Origin of the sequence: Methylobacterium sp. NEAU K, assembly GCF_030700285.1 — a bacterium.
Classification (GTDB): domain Bacteria; phylum Pseudomonadota; class Alphaproteobacteria; order Rhizobiales; family Beijerinckiaceae; genus Methylobacterium.
In genome coordinates, this window is the sequence record NZ_JAUYZJ010000006.1 from 119,835 (window position 1) to 137,582 (window position 17,748).

The window sequence follows — 17,748 nt, forward strand, 5'->3', positions numbered from 1 at the left end:
TCTGACCTTCAAGGGGAGGGGCCCGTTGCGGCCCCTCCCTCAGGCCTTGAGCACGGGTTCGGCGATGTCGCCGCTGCCCCGGGCCTTGAGATAGTCCGGCTGGAACAAGCACATCCGCACGGCGTCGCGATAGCGGCCGTTCACGAAGAACTCGTCCTTGAGCACGCCCTCCGGGCGGAAGCCGCAACGCTCGTAGATGCGCACAGCCCGTCCATTGTCCCGGTCGACGTGCAGGTAGAGCTTGTGGATGTTGAGCACGCTGAAGGCGTAATCCATGGCAATCCGGGTCGCCTGCCACGCGTAACCCCGGCCCTGGAAGCTCGGATGGATCGCGATCTGGAACTCGCAGCGGCGATGCAGGTGGTTGATCTCGACGAGCTCGATCAGCCCCGCCGGCTCTCCGGATGGATCGGCCACGATGAAGCGCCGCTCGGTCTGGTTGTGGATGTTGCGCTCATAGAGCTGCTGCAGTTCGGCGAAGGACTCATAAGCCTCCTCGAACCAGTAGCGCATGATGCTGTCGTTGTTGTTGAGCTGATGCACGAAGCGCAGGTCCTCGCGCTCCAGGGGCCGCAGCTTGATGGTGATTCCAGAGAGCGCGTTCATGACGCACAGGCCTCGATCAGGGCTCGCAGGAACCGTTCGCCTCGGCGGAGGGCGTCGAGGGTGATGAACTCGTCCGGCTGGTGAGCCTGTGCGATGTCCCCGGGCCCGCAGACGATCGTCGGGATGCCGGCCCGCTGGAAGCGCCCGGCCTCGGTGGCATAGGGCACCGCAATGGTACGGTTCCGCCCGGCGAGACGCAGGCCGAGTCGCTCGGCCTCCGAGCCGGCTTCCGGCGCCAAGCCCGGGATGTCGACCTCCTCGAGAGTCTCGATGCGCCCATAATCACCGTAGCGATTCAGCCGTTCGCGCGTGACCCTCTCGACCTCGTCCGCAAACAGACGTGGGATCTCGCCCGGATCGAGGTCCGGCAGGCCCCGATACTCCCAATGGAAGCGGCACACCTTGGCGAGGATGTTACGGGCCGTGCCGCCATGGATCGTGCCGACATGGACCGTGGTGGCGGCGGGATCGAAACGCCCCGATGGGTCGCCGCGCTCAATCATCAGATCGGCGATCCGGTTGAGGCCGGCAACGAGTTCACAGGCGGCCGCCACCGCATTCGCCCCGAGCGCCGGCCGGGCGGAGTGGGCCTCGTGCCCGTGCACGGTGGTGAGGCAGGTGACGATGCTCTTGTGTGCGTCGGCCACCTCCATGCCGGTCGGCTCGCCGACGATCACGGCGCCCGGCCGCGGCACGTCGGCGCCGAACCGGGCGATCGCGTCCATCGAACCGAGGCAGGTCGTCTCCTCGTCGTAGGAGAGCAGGATGTGGATCGGCCGCTTGAGATCCGCCGCGAGCATATCGGGCACCAGCGCCAGTACCAGCGCGTCGAAGCCCTTCATGTCGACGGCGCCGCGGCCGTAGACCCGGCCATCGGCAACCCGCAGCACGAACGGGTCGCTGCTCCAGGACTGGCCGGCCACAGGGACCACGTCGGTATGGCCGGAGAGCACGACGCCGCCATCGATCGCCGGGCCGATCGTGGCGAACACGGCCGCCTTGTCGCCTGTCGCATTGGGCAGGCGCAGACAGGGGACGCCCCAGCCCTCCAGATAGCTGCAGACGAAATCGATCAGGGCAAGATTCGGCTTGTCGCTCTCAGTGTCGAAGGACACGAGGCGGGCGAGCATGTCGAGCGGGCTGAAGCGCTCGCCGTTCCCAAGCATGGATCCCTCCGGAGCGAGGCCCCGAGACCGGGACCTCAGTGCAGGCTGCGGCGCACGTGGGGGCTGTCGAGGGAGAAGGCGGGGATCTCGGCCTCGAAGCTCTCGCCGGCCACCGTCGCCATGGTGTAGCTGCCGGCCATCAGCCCGTCGGGCGTGTTGAGCGGGCATCCGCTCGTGTAGCAGAACGACTCGCCCGGCTCCAGCACCGGCTGCTTCCCGACGACGCCCGTGCCGCGCACCTCCTGGCAGGCGCCGTGCCCATCGATGATGCGCCAGTGGCGGGACCGCAGCTGAACCTGCTCGCTGCCATTGTTCACGATCTCAACCGTGTAGGCGAAGAAATAGCGACTTTCGTTCGGAGAGGATTCCTCCTCCACGAAGCGCGGTTGGACGGTCACACTAATTCCCCGCGTCTCGGCCTTGTACATCGCCCTATTAGTCCCTTCTTCGGACCGTGCGATTCGTTGAAGACGAATTGAACGCGCCTCACAGTGGCGTGGTAGTAGGCGGCGGAATCGGCGTCAATTGCGGCGGACTACCTCGCAAGGAGGATGTGTCCAGCCACTTCCGAGACGCCACCGCGGCGGACGGGTGCATGCTGGGACAAGTTGGGTTAAGCCCACATTAGCCAGTCCGGGCAGAGAACGTACGACGACGCGGATCCGGCGGGGAGCGCGCGAGGGAGTCGAGGCGCGATGAACGCGGGCGCAGGCATGCAGGACGCCGATCCGGGCGCGGAGACCCGCGCCGGCATCCTGCCGGCCCAGGCGATCGCCGCCCTCGCCGAAGCGGGCGGCATCCGGGCTGCGAGCGCCTTCGCGAGCGACCAGATCCAGCCCGCGAGCCTCGACCTGCGCCTCGGCGCGAAGGCCTACCGGGTGCGCACGAGCTTTCTGCCCGGGGCCACCCGCACCGTCCAGGCCTGCGTCGCGCGTCTGTCGCTGCACGCGATCGACCTGCGCCCCGGTGCCGTGCTGGAGACGGGCTGCGTCTACATCGCCGAATTGCAGGAAAGCCTGGCGCTGCCGGGCGATCTGGCGGCGGCCGCGAACCCGAAAAGCTCCACCGGGCGCATCGACGTGTTCACCCGGGTGATCACGGACCGGGGCGAGGCGTTCGATCAGGTCGAGCCCGGATATCGCGGCCCGCTCTACGCGGAGATATCGCCGCGCACCTTCCCGGTTCTGGTCCGGACCGGCTCGCGCCTGTCCCAGATCCGCTTCCGCCGCGGGGCGCCGCGGCTGACGGAGTCGGAACTCGGCCTGCTGCACGCGCGATCGGCGCTGGTCGACGTGGGCAGCCCGTCCTTCCAGGGCGGCGTGGCGGTCTCGGTGGACCTGTCCGGCTTCGACGGCCTGATCGGCTACCGGGCCAAGCGCCATACCGGTCTCGTCGACGTGGACGCACCGGGCCGGCACCGCGCCGCAGACTTCTGGGAGCAGCTGGCGGCCGACGGATCGGGCAGCCTGATCCTCGATCCCGGACAGTTCTACATTCTGGCCTCCAAGGAATCGGTGCAGGTGCCGCCCGACCACGCCGCCGAGATGGTGCCGTTCGATCCCCTGGTGGGCGAGTTCCGGGTGCACTACGCCGGCTTCTTCGATCCGGGCTTCGGCCATGCCGGGGCCGGCGGCGAGGGCGCCCGCGCCGTGCTGGAGGTGCGCTCGCGCGACGTGCCGTTCCTGCTGGAGGACGGGCAGATCGTCGGCCGGCTCGTCTACGAGCGCATGCTGGCGGTGCCGGGCACGCTCTACGGGGCGGGCGCGGGCTCGAACTACCAAGCCCAGGGACTGAAGCTCTCGAAACACTTCTCCCTGTAGGCGCGTCGGCCCGGAAACCGGACGGGAGCATCGATCGCATGGATGCGGTGGACCGGAAGATCCTGGACGTCCTCCAGCAGGATGCCTCGCTGCCGGTTGCCGCGTTGGCCGAGCGGGTGGGCGTGAGCGTGGCGCCCTGCTGGCGCCGGGTCAAGAAGCTGGAGGCCTCGGGCGTGATCCGGCGCCGCGTCGCGCTGGTCGATCGCCGTAAGGTCAACGTCTCCACCACGGTGTTCGTGGCGGTTAAGGCACCCCGCCACGCCGCCGACTGGTCCGACGCGTTCCGACGGGTCGTCTCCGGTTTCCCGGAGATCGTCGAGGCGTGGCGCCTCACCGGCGAAGTCGACTACCTGCTCCGCATCGTCGTGCCCGACATCGAGGCCTACGACGCCGTCTACCAGCGCCTCATCGCCAAGCTCGACTTCTCGAACCTCTCCTCCTCCATCGCCATGGAGGAGTTGAAATACACGACCGCCGTACCGACGATCTACGTGGAGTAGGGCCCGAAGCCCGACCTCGCGCTTCAGGCGGCCGCAACCGCGTAGGTGCGGTGGATCGAGGACGATTGGGCCCGGTGATCATACCCGTAGACGTGGATCGAGATGGCCTCGTCAGGGCCGTCATTGGCGATCCGGTGCAGATTTGGTCCCGAGGGCATCATGCAGGCGACATAGCCCGGCTCACGGACCGCATCCCTGGAGGCGACCGCGTGCGTGTCGCTGATCGGGCGGTACCACGTCTCGCGCAGGCGGCCGGTCAGCAGGCCGAAGCAGCAGGAGCAACAATGGTCGTGCACGGGCGTGACGGCCCCGGGGCTCCACACCATTGCCCAGACGCTGATCTCTTCCGTCCCGAACAGCAGATTGCGGCCGAGATCCCCGCTCTGGCGGACGAGCCGCGTCCGGTCGAGCAGTGCCGGGCGCGCCAGCAGCCGCAGCAGGCTCGACCGAGCCGCGGCCAGATAGGCGTCCGGGGAGTGCCGGGCAGACACGGCGAGGTCCGCCATCGTCGCTTCGACCTCGGGCGGCATGGTCAGCGGCATGATACTCGGTCTCCTTTGACACGCTCCGTCGGCCAGCGAAGAGCCTAGCCCGCCGCCGCCGGCGAACGGTTGCGAAGTTTCCCGCCCAAGCGGCAGATACGGCAATGCCATTGCGCAGATCGGGGCAGAGGCAGAATTTCGTTTCGCACTCGCTCGCCGTCATGTTGGTACGCGCGCGACGGGGGCGGAACCCCCGCAACGGCGCGGTTGCCCGGCGGCTCGGGCGCAGGCAGGACGAAGCGTCGGGTAGTGCATGACCATGTCGGACAGGGGCTTGGCCGCGCCCGGATCGCGGGACGCGGATCAGGACCCCGCGACGGAACGCTCGAAGGCGCGCACCAGGGCGGCGTCGAGCTTACCGTCCATGCCTTTCAGGATCTTCAAGGCCTCGGCGGCCGGCATCGGCGCCCGGTAGGGACGGCGCTCCACCAGGGCCGCATAGACGTCGCAGACGGTGATCAGGCGGACGATGTCGTCGATGGCGTCGCCCGCAAGCCCGTCCGGATAGCCCGAGCCGTCGAGCAGCTCGTGATGGTGGCGCACCACCGCCAGCACGGCATCGTCGAAGCCACCGGCACGGACCAGGATCTCGTGACCGAGCACTGCGTGCTCACGCATCACGGCCCGCTCCGCCGGGTCGAGGGGGCCGGCCTTGTTCAGGATCTCCAGCGGGATCTTGGCCTTGCCGACATCATGGACCAGGGCGGCGCGCACGAGCTGCTGGCGGTCGGCCGCCGAGAAACCGAGGTCGATCGCGAAGGTCGCGGCGAGGCCCGCTACCAGGAGGCAGTGCTGATAGGTGGCGTCGTCGTACGCGCGCACCGTATCGAGCCAAGCGGTGAGGCCTCCCTGGCCAATCGCCCCGAGGATCGGATCGAGGCTGCGGTCGACGAGCGTGGCATCGACCGTCCCGGAACCGCGTGCGGCGTCGAGGAGCTTGGCGATGACCGCGCCCGCCTGGTCGGCGGCCTGCACGATCAGCGGGGCGCCGGCCGCGCGCTGGTCAGGTCCCCGCTTAGGTGCCGGCGGCGAGAGCTGGGCGCGCAGGGCCTCGACCACGGTTTCGGCGGGCGTATCCATCGGCAGGCAGAGCCGCGCGCCGAGGCTGCGCGCAGCCGACAGGCTCCGCTCGCCCATGCTGCGCATCAGGAAGACCCGCGGCAGCGCGGGGGTTTCGGCGATCAGAGTCCGGAGGCCGACGAGCGGCGAAGGCTGCAGAAGGTCGAGATCCGCGACGAGGGCAAGGCAGGGTCCGGAGGGCGGCATCGCGGCGGCGTCGAGCACGGCGCACGGTGCGATCTGCTGGAGCGCGAGCCGGAGGTCGGCGCGGCGCGCCGGCTGATCGGTGTAGAGGACGAGGGTGCCCGCGCGCATCTGGCCCTTCGTGGTAATGGACCGCCACGGCGACGCGGTCGGGTCCGAACGGCGCAGCCGACATGCATCGGTACCACACCGAGCTTGCCAGACCGTAACGCCCCGCGCGCAAGGTCAGCGCGCCGCAGCCTCATCGAGCAGCCACGCCACGTCGCCCACACTGGTCACGCGGCCCGCGGGCAGGTCCTCGCCGGCAGCGAGGCGGGCCAGGGGATCGCGCTTGCCGGCGCCGGTGACCAGGAACAGCACATGCCGCGCGGAGCCCAGCGCCGGCAGGGTCAGCGTGATGCGCGGCACGAACGGCGCCAAGCCGGCTTCGGGCACGGGCGCCACGAGACGCAGGGTCTCGGAAACCGCCGGCTTGCCAGGGAACAGGGAGGCGGTGTGCCCGTCTTCGCCGAGTCCGAGCAGCACCAGATCGAACAGCGGGCGGGCCGGATCGAGCGCATCGGCACCATAGAAATCGAGCAAGGAGCGCTCGTAGGCCCGGGCGCCGGCCTCCGCGCCGTCTTCGGAGGGCATGAAGCACAGATGAGTGGGCGGTATCCGGGAGCCGTGGCCGAACGCCTCGCGGACCATCCGCACGTTGCTGCGCGCGTCGTCCCACGGGACCACCCGGTCGTCACCGAAGAACCAGTGGATCCGCTCCCAAGGGACCCGAGCGGCAAAGTCCGGTCCGGCGAGAAGGCCGTAGAGCACCTTCGGCGTCGAGCCGCCGGACAGGCAGATCGCGATCCGCTCGGCGGCGGTCTCGCCGCAGGCCGCGATCAGCCGCTCAGCGGCCTCGCGGGCGACCGCTTGCGGGTCGGCCAGGACAAGAGTTCCGGCGGGAAGGCTCATGCGGGCGCCTCTCGGGCTGGGTCAGGACTTCTTGGGTTCCTGGTGGCCGCCGAAGCCCTTGCGCATGGCCGAGAGGAGCTTGTCGGCGTAGCTCGCCTGCTCGCGAGAGCGGAAACGGCTGTAGAGGGCATTGGAGAGGACGGTAGCGGGTACGCCCTCCTCGATCGCCGCATTGATCGTCCAGCGGCCCTCGCCGGAATCCTCGACATAGCCCGAGAACGCCTCGAGTCGCTCGTCGCCGGCGAGGGCCTGGGCGGTCAGGTCGAGCAGCCAGGAGGAGACGACGCTGCCGCGCCGCCAGACCTCGGCGATATCGCCGATGTTCAGATCGAAGCGGCGCTCGGCCGGCAGGGCCTCGGCATTGGCGTGGCGCAGGATGTCGAAGCCCTCGGCATAGGCCTGCATGAGGCCGTACTCGATGCCGTTGTGGATCATCTTCACGAAATGGCCGGCGCCGGTGGGCCCGGCATGGATGTAGCCGTGCTCGGCCCGCGGGTCGCGGCCCTCGCGGTTGGGCGTCTTCGGGATGTCGCCGATCCCCGGCGCCAGGGTCTTGAAGATCGGGTCGAGGCGGTCGACCGTCTCGGTGTCGCCGCCGATCATCATGCAATAGCCGCGCTCCAGACCCCAGACGCCGCCCGAGGTACCGACATCGACGTAGTGCAGGCCCTTCTCCTTCAGCGCGATCCCGCGCCGCACGTCATCGCCGTAGAAGGAGTTGCCGCCGTCGATGATGCAGTCGCCGGCCTGCATCAGGCCTGCGAGCGTCTGGACCGTCTTCTCGGTGATCGCGCCCGCCGGCAGCATCACCCAGGCCGCGCGCGGCACCTCCAGCTTGGAGACCAAATCCTCCAGGCTCGACGCGCCGACGGCGCCGGCCTCCGCCAGCGCCTCGACGGCCGCCGGGTTCTGGTCGAACACCACGGCTTGGTGCCCGTCCCGCAGGAGACGCCGGACGATGTTGCCGCCCATCCGGCCGAGGCCGATCATGCCGAGTTGCATTGCTGCCTTCCCTTACCGATCGCCCCCGCCGCGCGGGGCTCAAGTCTGTATCGGCTTCGTCGAAACCGATGCTTGGAACCGCCCTCTCCTCGACGCCTGTAACGCCGTGATACGTGACCCAAGATCCAGAGAGCCATGTGCAGCCAGGCGGCTCGATCTTGACCCAGCATCTTGAAGTCGCAGGCGTCGCGCCTTCTCGATCCGGATCCCGGGTCGCATTCCGCTCACGCCGCATGCGCCCGGGAGAGGGGCGGCGCGGAGTTCGACATCGCCTAAGCCACCGCGGCCTTGAGCGCCGCCGCGACGCGATTCAGGCCGGCGGCGAGATCGCCCTTGATGTGGACCCGCAGCGCCCGCCGGCCGCGCTCGGCGAGCACCGCGAAGTCGCCGCGCGCCTGCGCCGCCACCACCGTGCCGAAGCCGAGCGACCGGCCGGGGATCGGCAAGTCCTCGGCCGCATCCGCGGTGATCTGCAGGAACACACCGGTGTTCGGGCCGCCTTTGTAGGCCTGCCCGGTGGAGTGCAGGAAGCGCGGGCCGAATTCCAGGCAGGTGGCGACCTTCCGGGCATCGCGCACCGCGATGCGCGCTTCCTGCAGGGTCGCGGCGACCTCGGCGTTGCGCGGCACATAGGCCAGCAGCCCGAGGTAATCGCCGTCCTTCAGCCGGGCGATCTGAGCCTTGAGCGCACCCTCGAGTCCCGCAGAGGCCTGCGGAAGCCCCTCGGCGTTCTTCGGATCGGCATAGAGGGCGATCGCATCGTCCTCGAAGAGCGGTTCCTCGACCGGAAGGGCGCCGTTCCGCTCCGCCTCAGCGAACAACTTCTTGGTCTCGACCTTGCTGGCCTCGACGTCCGGCTGATCGAACGGGTTGATGCCGATCACCGCGCCCGCCACCGCGGTCGCGATCTCCAGGCGGAAGAATTCCTGCGGGAGCTGCTCGATCTTGTCGAGAATGATGCGGGCGATCGGGTGGCCGTCCCGCTCGAGGGCGCGCAAAGCCTCGTCCTGCCCCGCCTCGGCATGGCCGTCCAGGCGCAGGTAGATGAAGAACCGGTCTCGGCCGTAGACCGCCGGGACGCTGGCCGGCTCGCCATCCACCGGCACCAGGCCCTTGCCCTGCTTGCCGGTCGACTCGGCGATGAGCTGCTCGGCCCAGGCTCCGAAGCTGTCGAGGCCCGGAGAGGCGACGATCGTCACCTTGTCGCGGCCGGCGAGCGCCGCCGCGCCCATCGCGGCTCCGAGCAGCACGCCCGGGTTCTGGGCGGGCGGCACCAGCGGACCGCAGGAGCGGACCATCACGCGGGCCGTCTCGAGGAGCGCCTTCACGTCGAGGCCCATGGCGGCCGCCGGCACGAGGCCGAAGGCCGAGAGCACCGAGTACCGCCCGCCGATCTGCTTCACGCCGAAGAAGATGTGCTTGAACCCGTCCGCCCGGGCCGCGCGCTCCATGTCGGAACCGGGATCGGTCACGGCGACGAAGTGCTCACCGGCCCGGTCGCCGAGCGTCTCTTTCGCGCGGGCCAGGAAGTAGTCGCGGAAAACGTTGGGCTCCAGTGTCGAGCCGGACTTGGAGGCGACGATGAACAGCGTCCGCCCGAGATCGATGCTCGCCTCGAGGGCGCGCACCTGATCGGGATGGGTCGAGTCGAGGATCTGCAGCCTCGGGAAACCGTCGCGCTGGCCGTAGGTCAGGCTCAGCACCTCGGGGCCGAGGCTCGAACCGCCCATGCCCAGCACCACGGCGTCAGTGAAGGCTTGTGCCTTCACCCATTCCGAGAAGGCGGCATAGTCGGCGGCCTTCTCCAGCTCATCCTCGACGATGTGCAGCCAGCCGAGCCAGTTGGACTCGTCCTGGTCGGACCAGACCGAGGCATCTCCCGCCCAGAGCCGGCGGATCGCACCGCTCGCGCGCCAGGACTCGACGATCTTCTTGGCCTCCGTCGCGAGCGTGTCGTCCATGACCAGATTCTGGCCGTCGAGGCGCTGGCCCAGCAGCGCGGCGCGCTTGCCGGCAACGGCGCCCAGCAGGCTGTCGGCCGCATCGATGAAGAGCTGCACGCCCTCCTTCACCAGTTGCTCGGCTACCGCCTCGATGTCGATGCCGGCCCGGGCGAGCCGGGCCATGACCGCCTCGGCCCCCGGCACGTCCTCCTCGATCGTCGCCCGCACGGTCCCGTGGTCGCGGAACGCGTCCATGGTGGCGGGCGGCATGGTGTTGACGGTGTTCGGCCCGATCAGCTCCTCGACGTAGAGCACGTCGGAATAGGCCTTGTTCTTCACCCCCGTGGAGGCCCAGAGCAGCCGCTGCGCCTTGGCGCCCTTCGCGGCCAGCGCCGTCCACTTCGGCTCCGCGAAGATCCTGCGGTAGCGCTGGTACGCGAGCTTGGCGTTGGCGATCGCCACCTTGCCCTTGAGCTGGCCGAGCGCCGCCTTCTCGTCAGGATCGTTGGCCGCTCCGATCTTCTCGTCGAGCAGCTTGTCGACCAGCACGTCGATCCGGCTGATGAAGAAGCTCGCGACGCTCGCGATCTTCGAAACGTCGTGGCCTGCCTTCGCCCGGGCGTCGAGCCCGTCGATGAAGGCGTGTGCCACCGCCTCGTAGGCCTCCTGCGAGAACAGGAGCGTGACATTGATCGAAATGCCTTCGCTGGTGAGCTGGCGGATCGCCGGGATGCCCTCTCGGGTGGCCGGCACCTTCACCATCAGGTTGTCGCGGGCGACCGCACTGTGCAGGCGCCGCGCCTCGGCGAGCGTCGCCTCGGTGTCCAGAGCCAGGTAGGGCGAGACCTCGAGGCTGACGTAGCCGTCGGCCCCGTCACTCGCCTCGTAGACCGGCCGGAGCACGTCGGCGGCGGCCTGGATGTCGGCCACGGCCAACCCCTCGTAGAGGTCGATGACGCGCCTGTCGCCCGTCTCCTGCGCAGCCTTCAGGCTGCCATCGTACGCGTCCGAGTGGCCGATCGCCTTCTCGAAGATCGACGGATTGGACGTGACCCCGCGCAGGCCGTCCTGTTCGACGAGCCGCTTCAGCTCGCCCTTCTGGATGAAGCCGCGGGCCACGAAGTCGAGCCAGACCGCTTGATCCTGTTCGTCGTGCAGGGCCTTGAGCGCGTTCATGTCCGTTCCTCGTAGCGGTCTGCAATCCGCGCCGCTTCCAGATCTCCTCCCCCTGTCGGGGAGGGGCTGGAGGTGGGGGTCGTTCAGGATGGGGCATGACGGCGCCTTCTGCACCACCCCACCCCTGGCTCCTCCCCCCGCCCGGGGGAGAGGAAAGCGCCTGCCTTTCAAAGTGTTGAGATCGGGCAGGGACGCCTGAGTCGACAATCCCGCAAGCGGGACAGGCGCTATTTCTTGTGCTTGGCCAGCTGGGCCCTGGCGGCCTCCAGGACCTTCTCGGGGGTGAAGCCGAACTTGGTCTGCAGATCCTTGATCGGCGCCGACGCGCCGAACGTGTCCATGCCGATCACCGTCCCCTCGGTGCCCGCGTAGCGGTCCCAGCCGATCACGCTGCCCTGCTCGACGGTGACCCGTGCCTTGACGGCGGGGGGTAATACCGAGTCCCGGTACGTGGCGTCCTGGCGCTCGAACAGGTCCCAGGACGGCATCGAGACCACCCTGGCCTTCACGCCCTCGGCTTTCAACGCCTCGTAGGCGCCGACGCAGAGATGCACCTCGGATCCGGTGCCGATCATGATCACATCCGGCACGCCCTCGCAATCGGCGAGCACGTAGGCGCCCCGGGCGGTGCCCGAGGCCGCGCCATACTTGGTGCGGTCCAGAGTCGGCAGGGGCTGACGGGAGAGCGCCAGGACGGCCGGCTGGTCCTTGAGCGAGAAGATCACCCGGTAGGCCTCGGCGACCTCGTTGGCGTCGGCCGGGCGCAGCGTGACGAGCCCCGGGATGCACCGGAGCGACAGCAGCTGCTCCACCGGCTGGTGGGTCGGTCCGTCCTCGCCTACGCCGATCGAGTCGTGGGTGAAGATGTGGAAGACCGGCAGCTCCATCAGGGACGCGAGCCGGACCGGTGGCCGCATGTAGTCGGCAAACACCAGGAAGGTCGCGCCATAGGCCCTGAGCCCGCACAGGCCCAGGCCGTTGACGATCGAGCCCATCGCGTGCTCGCGCACGCCGAAATGCACGTTGCGGCCGCCCGGCGAGAATGGCCCGAACGAGCCCGCTCCCTCGAAGGTCAGGTTCGATTTGTTGGACGGGGCCAGATCCGCGGAGCCGCCGAGCATGAACGGCACGTGCTGGGCGATGGCGTTCAGCACCTTGCCGGAGGATTCGCGGGTGGCCATGCCTTTGGCATCGACGTCGAAGACCGGGATGTCCTTGTCCCAGCCCTCGGGCAGGCGGCCCTCCAGGAAGGCGTTCAGGTCCTCGGCATGGTCGGCATCGGCTTGCCGGGCCTTGGTCAGCAGGCCCTGCCACGCGTCGTAGAGGGCGGCCCCGCGCGTGCCGATCCCGTCGCGGAAATTCGCTTGGACGCCGTCCGGCACCAGGAACTGCGCATCCTCGGGCCAGCCGTAGGCCCGCTTGGCACCCTTGACCTCGTCCTCGCCGAGCGCGTCCGAGTGGGCCTTGGAGGTGCCCTGCTTCTTTGGGGCACCGTAGCCGATCACCGACTTGACGATGATCAGCGTCGGCCGGTCGCGGGAGGCGAGGAACGTCTCGATCGAGCCGGCCAGCGCGTGCAGGTCGTTGGCGTCGGCGACCCGGAGCACCTGCCAGCCATAGGCAAGGAACCGGGTCGCGACCTCCTCGCCGAAGGCCAGTTCGGTGTGCCCTTCGATGGTGACCGTGTTGTCGTCGTAGATCCAGCAGAGGTTGGCGAGCCGCAGGTGACCGGCGAGCGAGGCGGCCTCGGAGGCCACGCCCTCCATCAGGTCGCCATCCGAACAGATCGCGTAGACGTTGTAGTCGAAGAGCGGCAGGCCTGGCCGGTTGAGGTGCTGGCCAAGGAAACGGCCGCCCATCGCCATGCCGACGGAGTTCGCCACGCCCTGTCCGAGGGGGCCCGTGGTGGTCTCGACGCCGGTGGTGAAATGGTACTCCGGATGGCCCGGCGTCCGGCTGTCGAGCTGCCGGAACTTCTTGATCTCCTCCAGGGTCACCGCAGGCGCGTTGCCGCCGTCGCTCTCGGCGACGTTGGAAAGGTGCAGCAGCGCGTAGAGCAGCATCGAGGCGTGCCCGCACGACAGCACGAAGCGGTCGCGGTTCGGCCAGTGCGGATGCGCCGGGTCGTAGCGCAGATAGCGGTTCCACAGGGTGTAGGCGACCGGCGCTAGGGCCATGGGCGCACCGGCATGGCCCGAATTGGCCTTCTGCACCGCGTCGATCGCGAGCGTCCGGATGGTGTTGATGCTGAGCGTATCGATCTCAGCGAGAACCGCCTTGGCGGGAGTGTCAGCGCCGCTCATGATGTCGCGTCTTCCAGTTCGCCTCTTGCGTGCCGCTTCGCGGCTTCACGCTGCCGAAGGACGGCGGGTGGGGCTCCGTTGGCCTTACCACCCTGCCGATCCGCCGGCCCTTCGCCGCGCGTATAGCTGAGCAGCGTGTTGACGAGAGCGACATGGGTGAACGCCTGGGGGAAGTTACCCACAAGGCGCTTCGCCTGCACGTCGTATTCCTCGCTCGCAAGGCCGAGGTCGGTGCAGATGCCCACGAGGCGCTCGATGATCGCCCGCGCCTCGTCGCGCCGCCCCAGACCGATCAGGTTGTCCGCGTACCAGAACGTGCAGGGCAGGAACGCCCCCTCGTTGCCGGACAGGCCGTCCGTGGTCTGCCCCTCCGTCTCGTACCGCAGGATGAAGCCGTCGCGCATCAGCCCCTTGCCGATCGCCTCGACCGTGCCGACCACCCGGGGATCGTCCTGCGGCAGGAAGCCGGTATGGGCGACGAGCAGGAGGCTCGCGTCGAGCGCCTTCGACCCGTAGGATTGGACGAAGCTGTTGAGCGACGGATCAAAGCCCTTCGCACAGGCTTCGGCGTGGATCTCGTCCCGGATCTTTCTCCAGCGCGCGGCCTGGTCCTCGGTGGCTCCGGATTCGTGCATCTCGTGCATGCGCAGGGCCCGGTCGAAGGCGACCCAAGCCATCACCTTAGAATGGGTGAAATGGCGCGGACCGCCGCGCACCTCCCAGATGCCTTCGTCCGGCTGCCGCCACGCCGTCTCCAGATGGCCGAGGATCGCCAGACCGACGCGCAGGCCGTCCTTGCTCAGGGGCAGGCCCCGGGCATGGGCCTGATAGAGCGCGTCGAACAGCTCACCGTAGACGTCGAGCTGGAACTGGGCGGCCGCGGCGTTGCCGATCCGCACGGGCTTCGAGTTCTCGTAGCCGGGCAGCCAGTCCAGCTTGATCTCCGGCAGCAGCCGCTCGCCGGCGATCCCGTAGAGGATATGCGCCTGCTCCGGGTTGCCGGCGACAGCCCGTAGCAGCCAGCCCAGCCAGTTGCGCGCCTCGTCGATGTAGCCGCCATCCATCAAGGCGATCAGCGTCAGGGTGGAATCGCGCAGCCAGCAGAAGCGGTAATCCCAGTTGCGCTCGCCGCCGAGTCCCTCGGGCAGGGACGCGGTTGGCGCGGCGACGATGCCTCCGGTGGGCTCGTAGATCAGGGCCTTCAGCGTGAGCAGGGAACGCTGCAGCATCCGATCCCAGGCTGTGCCGCCGGCGCAGCGGCCAGACCACTCGCGCCAGGCCTGATCGGTGGCATCGAGCTCCTTGCGCGGCTCGATCGGAGGCGGATCATCCTCGTGCGAGGGGCCATAACTCAGAACGAAACGGTGTGACTCTCCGGCGTGGACGGTGAACTCGGCGACCGTAGTCTGCGCATCCGAGCCCCTGAGATGGACGTCGCTGCGCAAGACGACCTTGTGGGGCCCCGAGACGGCGCGCAGATCTCCGAGTTCCGAGCGCGAGACCCACGGCACGGCAGAGCCGTAATCGAACCGCACAGCCATCTCCATGCGCATGGCGACGCGCCCGTGCACGCCTTCGACGAGGCGCACGAGGTGAGATCCGTCGCCGACGGGCATGAAATCCGTGACCAGGACTTCACCCAGCCGGGTCTTGTGCCGCGTCTCGAGCACGAGGCTGCAGGGACGGTAGGCCCACGTCGTCTCGACGTGCTCGGCCTCGGGGTAGATCTTCCAGAACCCGTGCGCGTCCGTGCCCAGCAGGCCGGTGAACAGGGCGGCGGCGTCGAAACGCGGCCAGCACAGCCAGTCGATGCTGCCCTGCCGGCTGATCAGCGCGGCGCTGCGGCAATCGCCGAGAAGTGCATAATCCTCGATGCGTGCTGCCATCCGGCCCCGGCTCCGGTGCGCGCCGGCGGCCCGAGCCGTACGCTGCGACGCACCTAGGACGCCCGGTTCCGAGGACCAGTGGCCACGCGGCCAGCGCGTTCCGCAACCGGCCCGTCGCTGCCAGTTCGGCCTGTCCCGCTCAGCGCAGGCAGTCGACCACCGCCAGGGCGACGGACCCCTGGACCGCCGCCGCGCCGTCGCGCACCAGATCGGCCGCGTCGACGACGACTCGTGCGGCGGGCGCCAGCCTCTCCGCCACGGAAGCGGCGAACGGCAGCGCCAGCGGCGGCAGGTTGTCCGCGTCGGGCTCCGAGACCTCCGAGCGGGCTGCGGCGAGCGGATCGGCGGCGGGCTGCGGCGTGTCAGGGCAGCGGCGACCGGGGCAGGCGTGCCGGCCCGCGACGGCGACGTGCGACGTCGCCCGCACGGCCATCGCCGGACGAGGCGGAGTTGTGGCGGCCTCCGCAGGCGATGGCACAGCGAGCGGGTAGACGTCGGAGAAGGCCAGGGAAGCCGGGCGGCGTGTCGGCGCCGGGATCGGTGCGACAACCGCGAAGTCCGCCGGGGCGAAGTCCGTCGAAGTGGGGGCCGCCGGAGCGTGCAGCTCAGCGCGGACCTCAGGAGGCGAAGGCTTCGATGAGCAGTACAGTGAGGCGATGCCCAGGATCGCCACCACCGCCATCGTCGGCAGGAACGGCATCGACACGCGCCCGGTGGCAGTGTCCTTCAGGGCAAGCTGGTCTTGCCTGCGCATCCGATTCACCGATCCCCGCGACGGTTACGAGGTCGTCAGGATGGCCGCAGCATTGCGGCGGAAGCTAGACCGTTTCTTTGCCCAGCGGTAACGCTAATCGCGGTTGCGTGCATAGGGGCGGCTTCCCGCCGTCGGGTCTCGGAAAGGCATATAACTTGCCTGTCGGAGGTGCCCAAACCGGGCCATCCTCTCGAGAAGACCCGCGCCCACCGGGCTCCGATGATCGAATCCAATCTGACCGTCGCCGTGATCGACCCGAGCCGCGCCCGTGCGGCAATCCTGGAGGAGGGGCTGCGCGCGGCCGGGATCGGCCGGGTCGTGGTGATCCCGGATACCGTCGATCTGTTGGAGCGCGTGACTGCGCTGAGGCCCGATGTGGTGGTGATCCATCTGGAGAGCCCGAGCCGCGACATCCTGGAACAGATGTCGGGAGTCTCGCGGCAGGTGGAGCGGCCGGTGGCGATGTTCGTCGACCGCTCCGACACCACGATGATGCAGGCCGCCGTCGATGCCGGGATCTCGGCCTACGTGGTCGACGGTCTGCGGGCGGAACGGATCAAGTCGATCCTCGACATCGCGATCCTGCGCTTCAACGCCTTCGCGCGGCTTCAGCGCGAGCTGTCGGAGGCCCGCGGCGAGCTGGCCGACCGGAAGCTGATCGAGCGGGCCAAAGGAATCCTCATGAGCATGAAGGGACTTTCCGAGGACGAAGCGTACAAGCAGCTGCGCCGCAAGGCCATGAACGAGAAGCGCAAGATCGCCGACATCGCCCGGGCCATCGTCACGACGGCGGATCTGCTCGGATGAGGCTCCAGCTCGGTTACGTCCCGCTCTGCGATGCCGCGCCGCTCATCGCGGCGCACGAGCTCGGCTTCGCCCGGGCGGAGGGTCTGGAGCTCGACCTCTCGGCCGAACCGTCCTGGGCGACCCTGCGCGACCGCCTCGCGCTGGGGCATCTGGACGGCGCGCACATGCTGGCGCCGCTTGCGCTGGCGAGCCGGCTCGCCTTGTCGGGGCCGCCTTCGGATCTCATCGTACCCATGCAACTGAGCGCCAACGGCAATGCCATCACCCTCTCGCGGGCCCTCTGGGAGGCGATGCGCCCGGAAAGCGAGGCGCTGGCGGAGGTGGCCCGCGCCTTCGCTCGGGTCGCTGCCGAACGCCGGGCCGCGGGCCGGCCGCTGACGCTCGGGACTGTCCATCCCTTCTCGTGCCACAGCTACCAGCTCAGGCTCTTCGCAGAGGCCGGCGAGCTCGATCCGTCGGCCTTCCGAACCGTGGTGGTTCCGCCGCAGCACAGCGTCGAGGCGCTCGCGCGCGGCCTCGTCGACGGGTACTGCGCCGGCGCTCCCTGGAACGACGTGGCCGTGGCGGCGGGGCACGGGCGGATCGCGGCGCTCGGCTGTGAGCTCGCCCCGGACGCCCCCGAGAAGGTCCTTGCCGTGTCCAAGCGGCTGGACGGCGCGACGCTGCCCCTGGTTCGGGCGATAGCGAGATCGGGATCGTGGTGCGCCGACCCGGCAAACCGCACCGAACTCGCCCACCGCCTCGCACGCCGGAACTACCTCAACCTCGACGCAGAGCTGATCGGCCGGGCCTTCGCAGGCGACGTGATTCTCGACGCATTCGGCGCCAGCAGGCCGGTGCCGAGCCATCTGCGCCTCGGCACTCCGGTGCAGGAGCCGCGCATGAAGGACGCGCACTGGCTCGTTTCGCAGATGCGCGCCGCGCGGCAGATCCCTCACGAGAGCGGCGCAGCGGCGGAAGTGGCGTCGATATACAGGCCCGACATCTACAGCGCCGCCGGCATCTCCTGAGGGGATAGACAAACCCGCG

15 protein-coding genes are annotated in these 17,748 nt (G+C 69.1%); 4 read left to right on the forward strand and 11 right to left on the reverse strand.

The features are described from left to right. Window positions 1-39 precede the first annotated feature (39 nt). Genes speG through apaG form a run of 3 tightly spaced genes read right to left on the reverse strand, consistent with a single transcriptional unit; the run spans window position 40 to window position 2,200 of the window. Entirely contained in the window at window positions 40-588 is a 549-nt protein-coding gene (gene speG, locus Q8W67_RS06940; RefSeq protein WP_305542990.1) for a spermidine N1-acetyltransferase, read from the reverse strand. 14 nt (window positions 589-602) lie between these two features. Beyond that, a complete protein-coding gene (gene argE / locus Q8W67_RS06945) occupies window positions 603-1,772 on the reverse strand; it encodes an acetylornithine deacetylase (protein ID WP_305542785.1) in 1,170 nt (389 codons plus the stop codon). Window positions 1,773-1,807: 35 nt separating this feature from the next. Further along, window positions 1,808-2,200, reverse strand: coding sequence for a Co2+/Mg2+ efflux protein ApaG (apaG, locus tag Q8W67_RS06950; protein WP_305542788.1), 393 nt, complete (start codon window positions 2,198-2,200; stop codon window positions 1,808-1,810). Window positions 2,201-2,467: 267 nt separating this feature from the next. Between apaG and Q8W67_RS06955 the strand changes: the two genes are divergently transcribed. Further along, the gene (locus Q8W67_RS06955) at window positions 2,468-3,592 is read left to right on the forward strand and encodes a 2'-deoxycytidine 5'-triphosphate deaminase (protein WP_305542791.1); all 1,125 of its coding nucleotides are present in this window, start codon (window positions 2,468-2,470) and stop codon (window positions 3,590-3,592) included. Between the two features lie 38 nt (window positions 3,593-3,630). Further along, window positions 3,631-4,092 (forward strand): Lrp/AsnC family transcriptional regulator, encoded by a 462-nt coding sequence (locus Q8W67_RS06960; protein ID WP_305542794.1) that lies wholly within the window; start codon window positions 3,631-3,633, stop codon window positions 4,090-4,092. A 23-nt stretch (window positions 4,093-4,115) separates the two neighbouring features. On the opposite strand, the gene Q8W67_RS06965 is transcribed toward Q8W67_RS06960, so the two are convergent. From Q8W67_RS06965 to Q8W67_RS07000, 8 genes are all read right to left on the reverse strand, one after another. Beyond that, complete coding sequence (locus tag Q8W67_RS06965; RefSeq protein WP_305542796.1) at window positions 4,116-4,634, reverse strand: cysteine dioxygenase family protein; 519 nt, start codon at window positions 4,632-4,634, stop codon at window positions 4,116-4,118. Between the two features lie 303 nt (window positions 4,635-4,937). Then, complete coding sequence (locus Q8W67_RS06970) at window positions 4,938-6,008, reverse strand: HD-GYP domain-containing protein (RefSeq protein WP_305542798.1); 1,071 nt, start codon at window positions 6,006-6,008, stop codon at window positions 4,938-4,940. A 114-nt stretch (window positions 6,009-6,122) separates the two neighbouring features. Further along, a complete protein-coding gene (pgl, locus tag Q8W67_RS06975; RefSeq protein WP_305542799.1) occupies window positions 6,123-6,848 on the reverse strand; it encodes a 6-phosphogluconolactonase in 726 nt (241 codons plus the stop codon). Between the two features lie 21 nt (window positions 6,849-6,869). Beyond that, a complete protein-coding gene (gene gnd, locus Q8W67_RS06980; RefSeq protein ID WP_305542802.1) occupies window positions 6,870-7,850 on the reverse strand; it encodes a phosphogluconate dehydrogenase (NAD(+)-dependent, decarboxylating) in 981 nt (326 codons plus the stop codon). 272 nt (window positions 7,851-8,122) lie between these two features. Continuing rightward, a complete protein-coding gene (locus tag Q8W67_RS06985) occupies window positions 8,123-10,969 on the reverse strand; it encodes a bifunctional transaldolase/phosoglucose isomerase (RefSeq protein WP_305542805.1) in 2,847 nt (948 codons plus the stop codon). A 227-nt stretch (window positions 10,970-11,196) separates the two neighbouring features. Beyond that, entirely contained in the window at window positions 11,197-13,272 is a 2,076-nt protein-coding gene (tkt, locus tag Q8W67_RS06990) for a transketolase (RefSeq protein ID WP_305542808.1), read from the reverse strand. Beyond that, on the reverse strand, window positions 13,269-15,158 hold the full coding sequence (locus Q8W67_RS06995; protein WP_305542811.1) for a glycoside hydrolase family 15 protein: 1,890 nt from the start codon (window positions 15,156-15,158) through the stop codon (window positions 13,269-13,271). The genes tkt and Q8W67_RS06995 overlap by 4 nt, the downstream gene beginning before the upstream one ends. Window positions 15,159-15,297: 139 nt before the next feature. Continuing rightward, window positions 15,298-15,912 carry a hypothetical protein gene (locus Q8W67_RS07000; RefSeq protein WP_305542814.1) on the reverse strand — a complete coding sequence of 205 codons (615 nt, stop codon included), beginning with the start codon at window positions 15,910-15,912 and terminating at the stop codon, window positions 15,298-15,300. Between the two features lie 219 nt (window positions 15,913-16,131). On the opposite strand from Q8W67_RS07000, the gene Q8W67_RS07005 reads away from it, so the two are divergent. Further along, complete coding sequence (locus Q8W67_RS07005) at window positions 16,132-16,719, forward strand: ANTAR domain-containing response regulator (protein WP_305542818.1); 588 nt, start codon at window positions 16,132-16,134, stop codon at window positions 16,717-16,719. Further along, complete coding sequence (locus Q8W67_RS07010) at window positions 16,716-17,729, forward strand: CmpA/NrtA family ABC transporter substrate-binding protein (RefSeq protein WP_305542821.1); 1,014 nt, start codon at window positions 16,716-16,718, stop codon at window positions 17,727-17,729. Before Q8W67_RS07005 ends, Q8W67_RS07010 begins: the two co-directional genes overlap by 4 nt. Window positions 17,730-17,748 lie beyond the last annotated feature (19 nt).

Bases quoted from the DNA above. Each gene is read 5' to 3' on its own strand.
- Q8W67_RS07010 (WP_305542821.1), top strand. From the start codon at position 16,716: ATGAGGCTCCAGCTCGGTTACGTCCCGCTCTGCGATGCCGCGCCGCTC.
- Q8W67_RS06955 (WP_305542791.1), top strand. From the start codon at position 2,468: ATGAACGCGGGCGCAGGCATGCAGGACGCCGATCCGGGCGCGGAGACC.
- Q8W67_RS06985 (WP_305542805.1), bottom strand. From the start codon at position 10,969: ATGAACGCGCTCAAGGCCCTGCACGACGAACAGGATCAAGCGGTCTGG.
- Q8W67_RS06970 (WP_305542798.1), bottom strand. From the start codon at position 6,008: ATGCGCGCGGGCACCCTCGTCCTCTACACCGATCAGCCGGCGCGCCGC.
- Q8W67_RS07000 (WP_305542814.1), bottom strand. From the start codon at position 15,912: ATGCGCAGGCAAGACCAGCTTGCCCTGAAGGACACTGCCACCGGGCGC.
- tkt (WP_305542808.1), bottom strand. From the start codon at position 13,272: ATGAGCGGCGCTGACACTCCCGCCAAGGCGGTTCTCGCTGAGATCGAT.
- argE (WP_305542785.1), bottom strand. From the start codon at position 1,772: ATGCTTGGGAACGGCGAGCGCTTCAGCCCGCTCGACATGCTCGCCCGC.
- Q8W67_RS06965 (WP_305542796.1), bottom strand. From the start codon at position 4,634: ATGCCGCTGACCATGCCGCCCGAGGTCGAAGCGACGATGGCGGACCTC.
- Q8W67_RS06995 (WP_305542811.1), bottom strand. From the start codon at position 15,158: ATGGCAGCACGCATCGAGGATTATGCACTTCTCGGCGATTGCCGCAGC.
- pgl (WP_305542799.1), bottom strand. From the start codon at position 6,848: ATGAGCCTTCCCGCCGGAACTCTTGTCCTGGCCGACCCGCAAGCGGTC.
- Q8W67_RS07005 (WP_305542818.1), top strand. From the start codon at position 16,132: ATGATCGAATCCAATCTGACCGTCGCCGTGATCGACCCGAGCCGCGCC.
- gnd (WP_305542802.1), bottom strand. From the start codon at position 7,850: ATGCAACTCGGCATGATCGGCCTCGGCCGGATGGGCGGCAACATCGTC.
- Q8W67_RS06960 (WP_305542794.1), top strand. From the start codon at position 3,631: ATGGATGCGGTGGACCGGAAGATCCTGGACGTCCTCCAGCAGGATGCC.
- apaG (WP_305542788.1), bottom strand. From the start codon at position 2,200: ATGTACAAGGCCGAGACGCGGGGAATTAGTGTGACCGTCCAACCGCGC.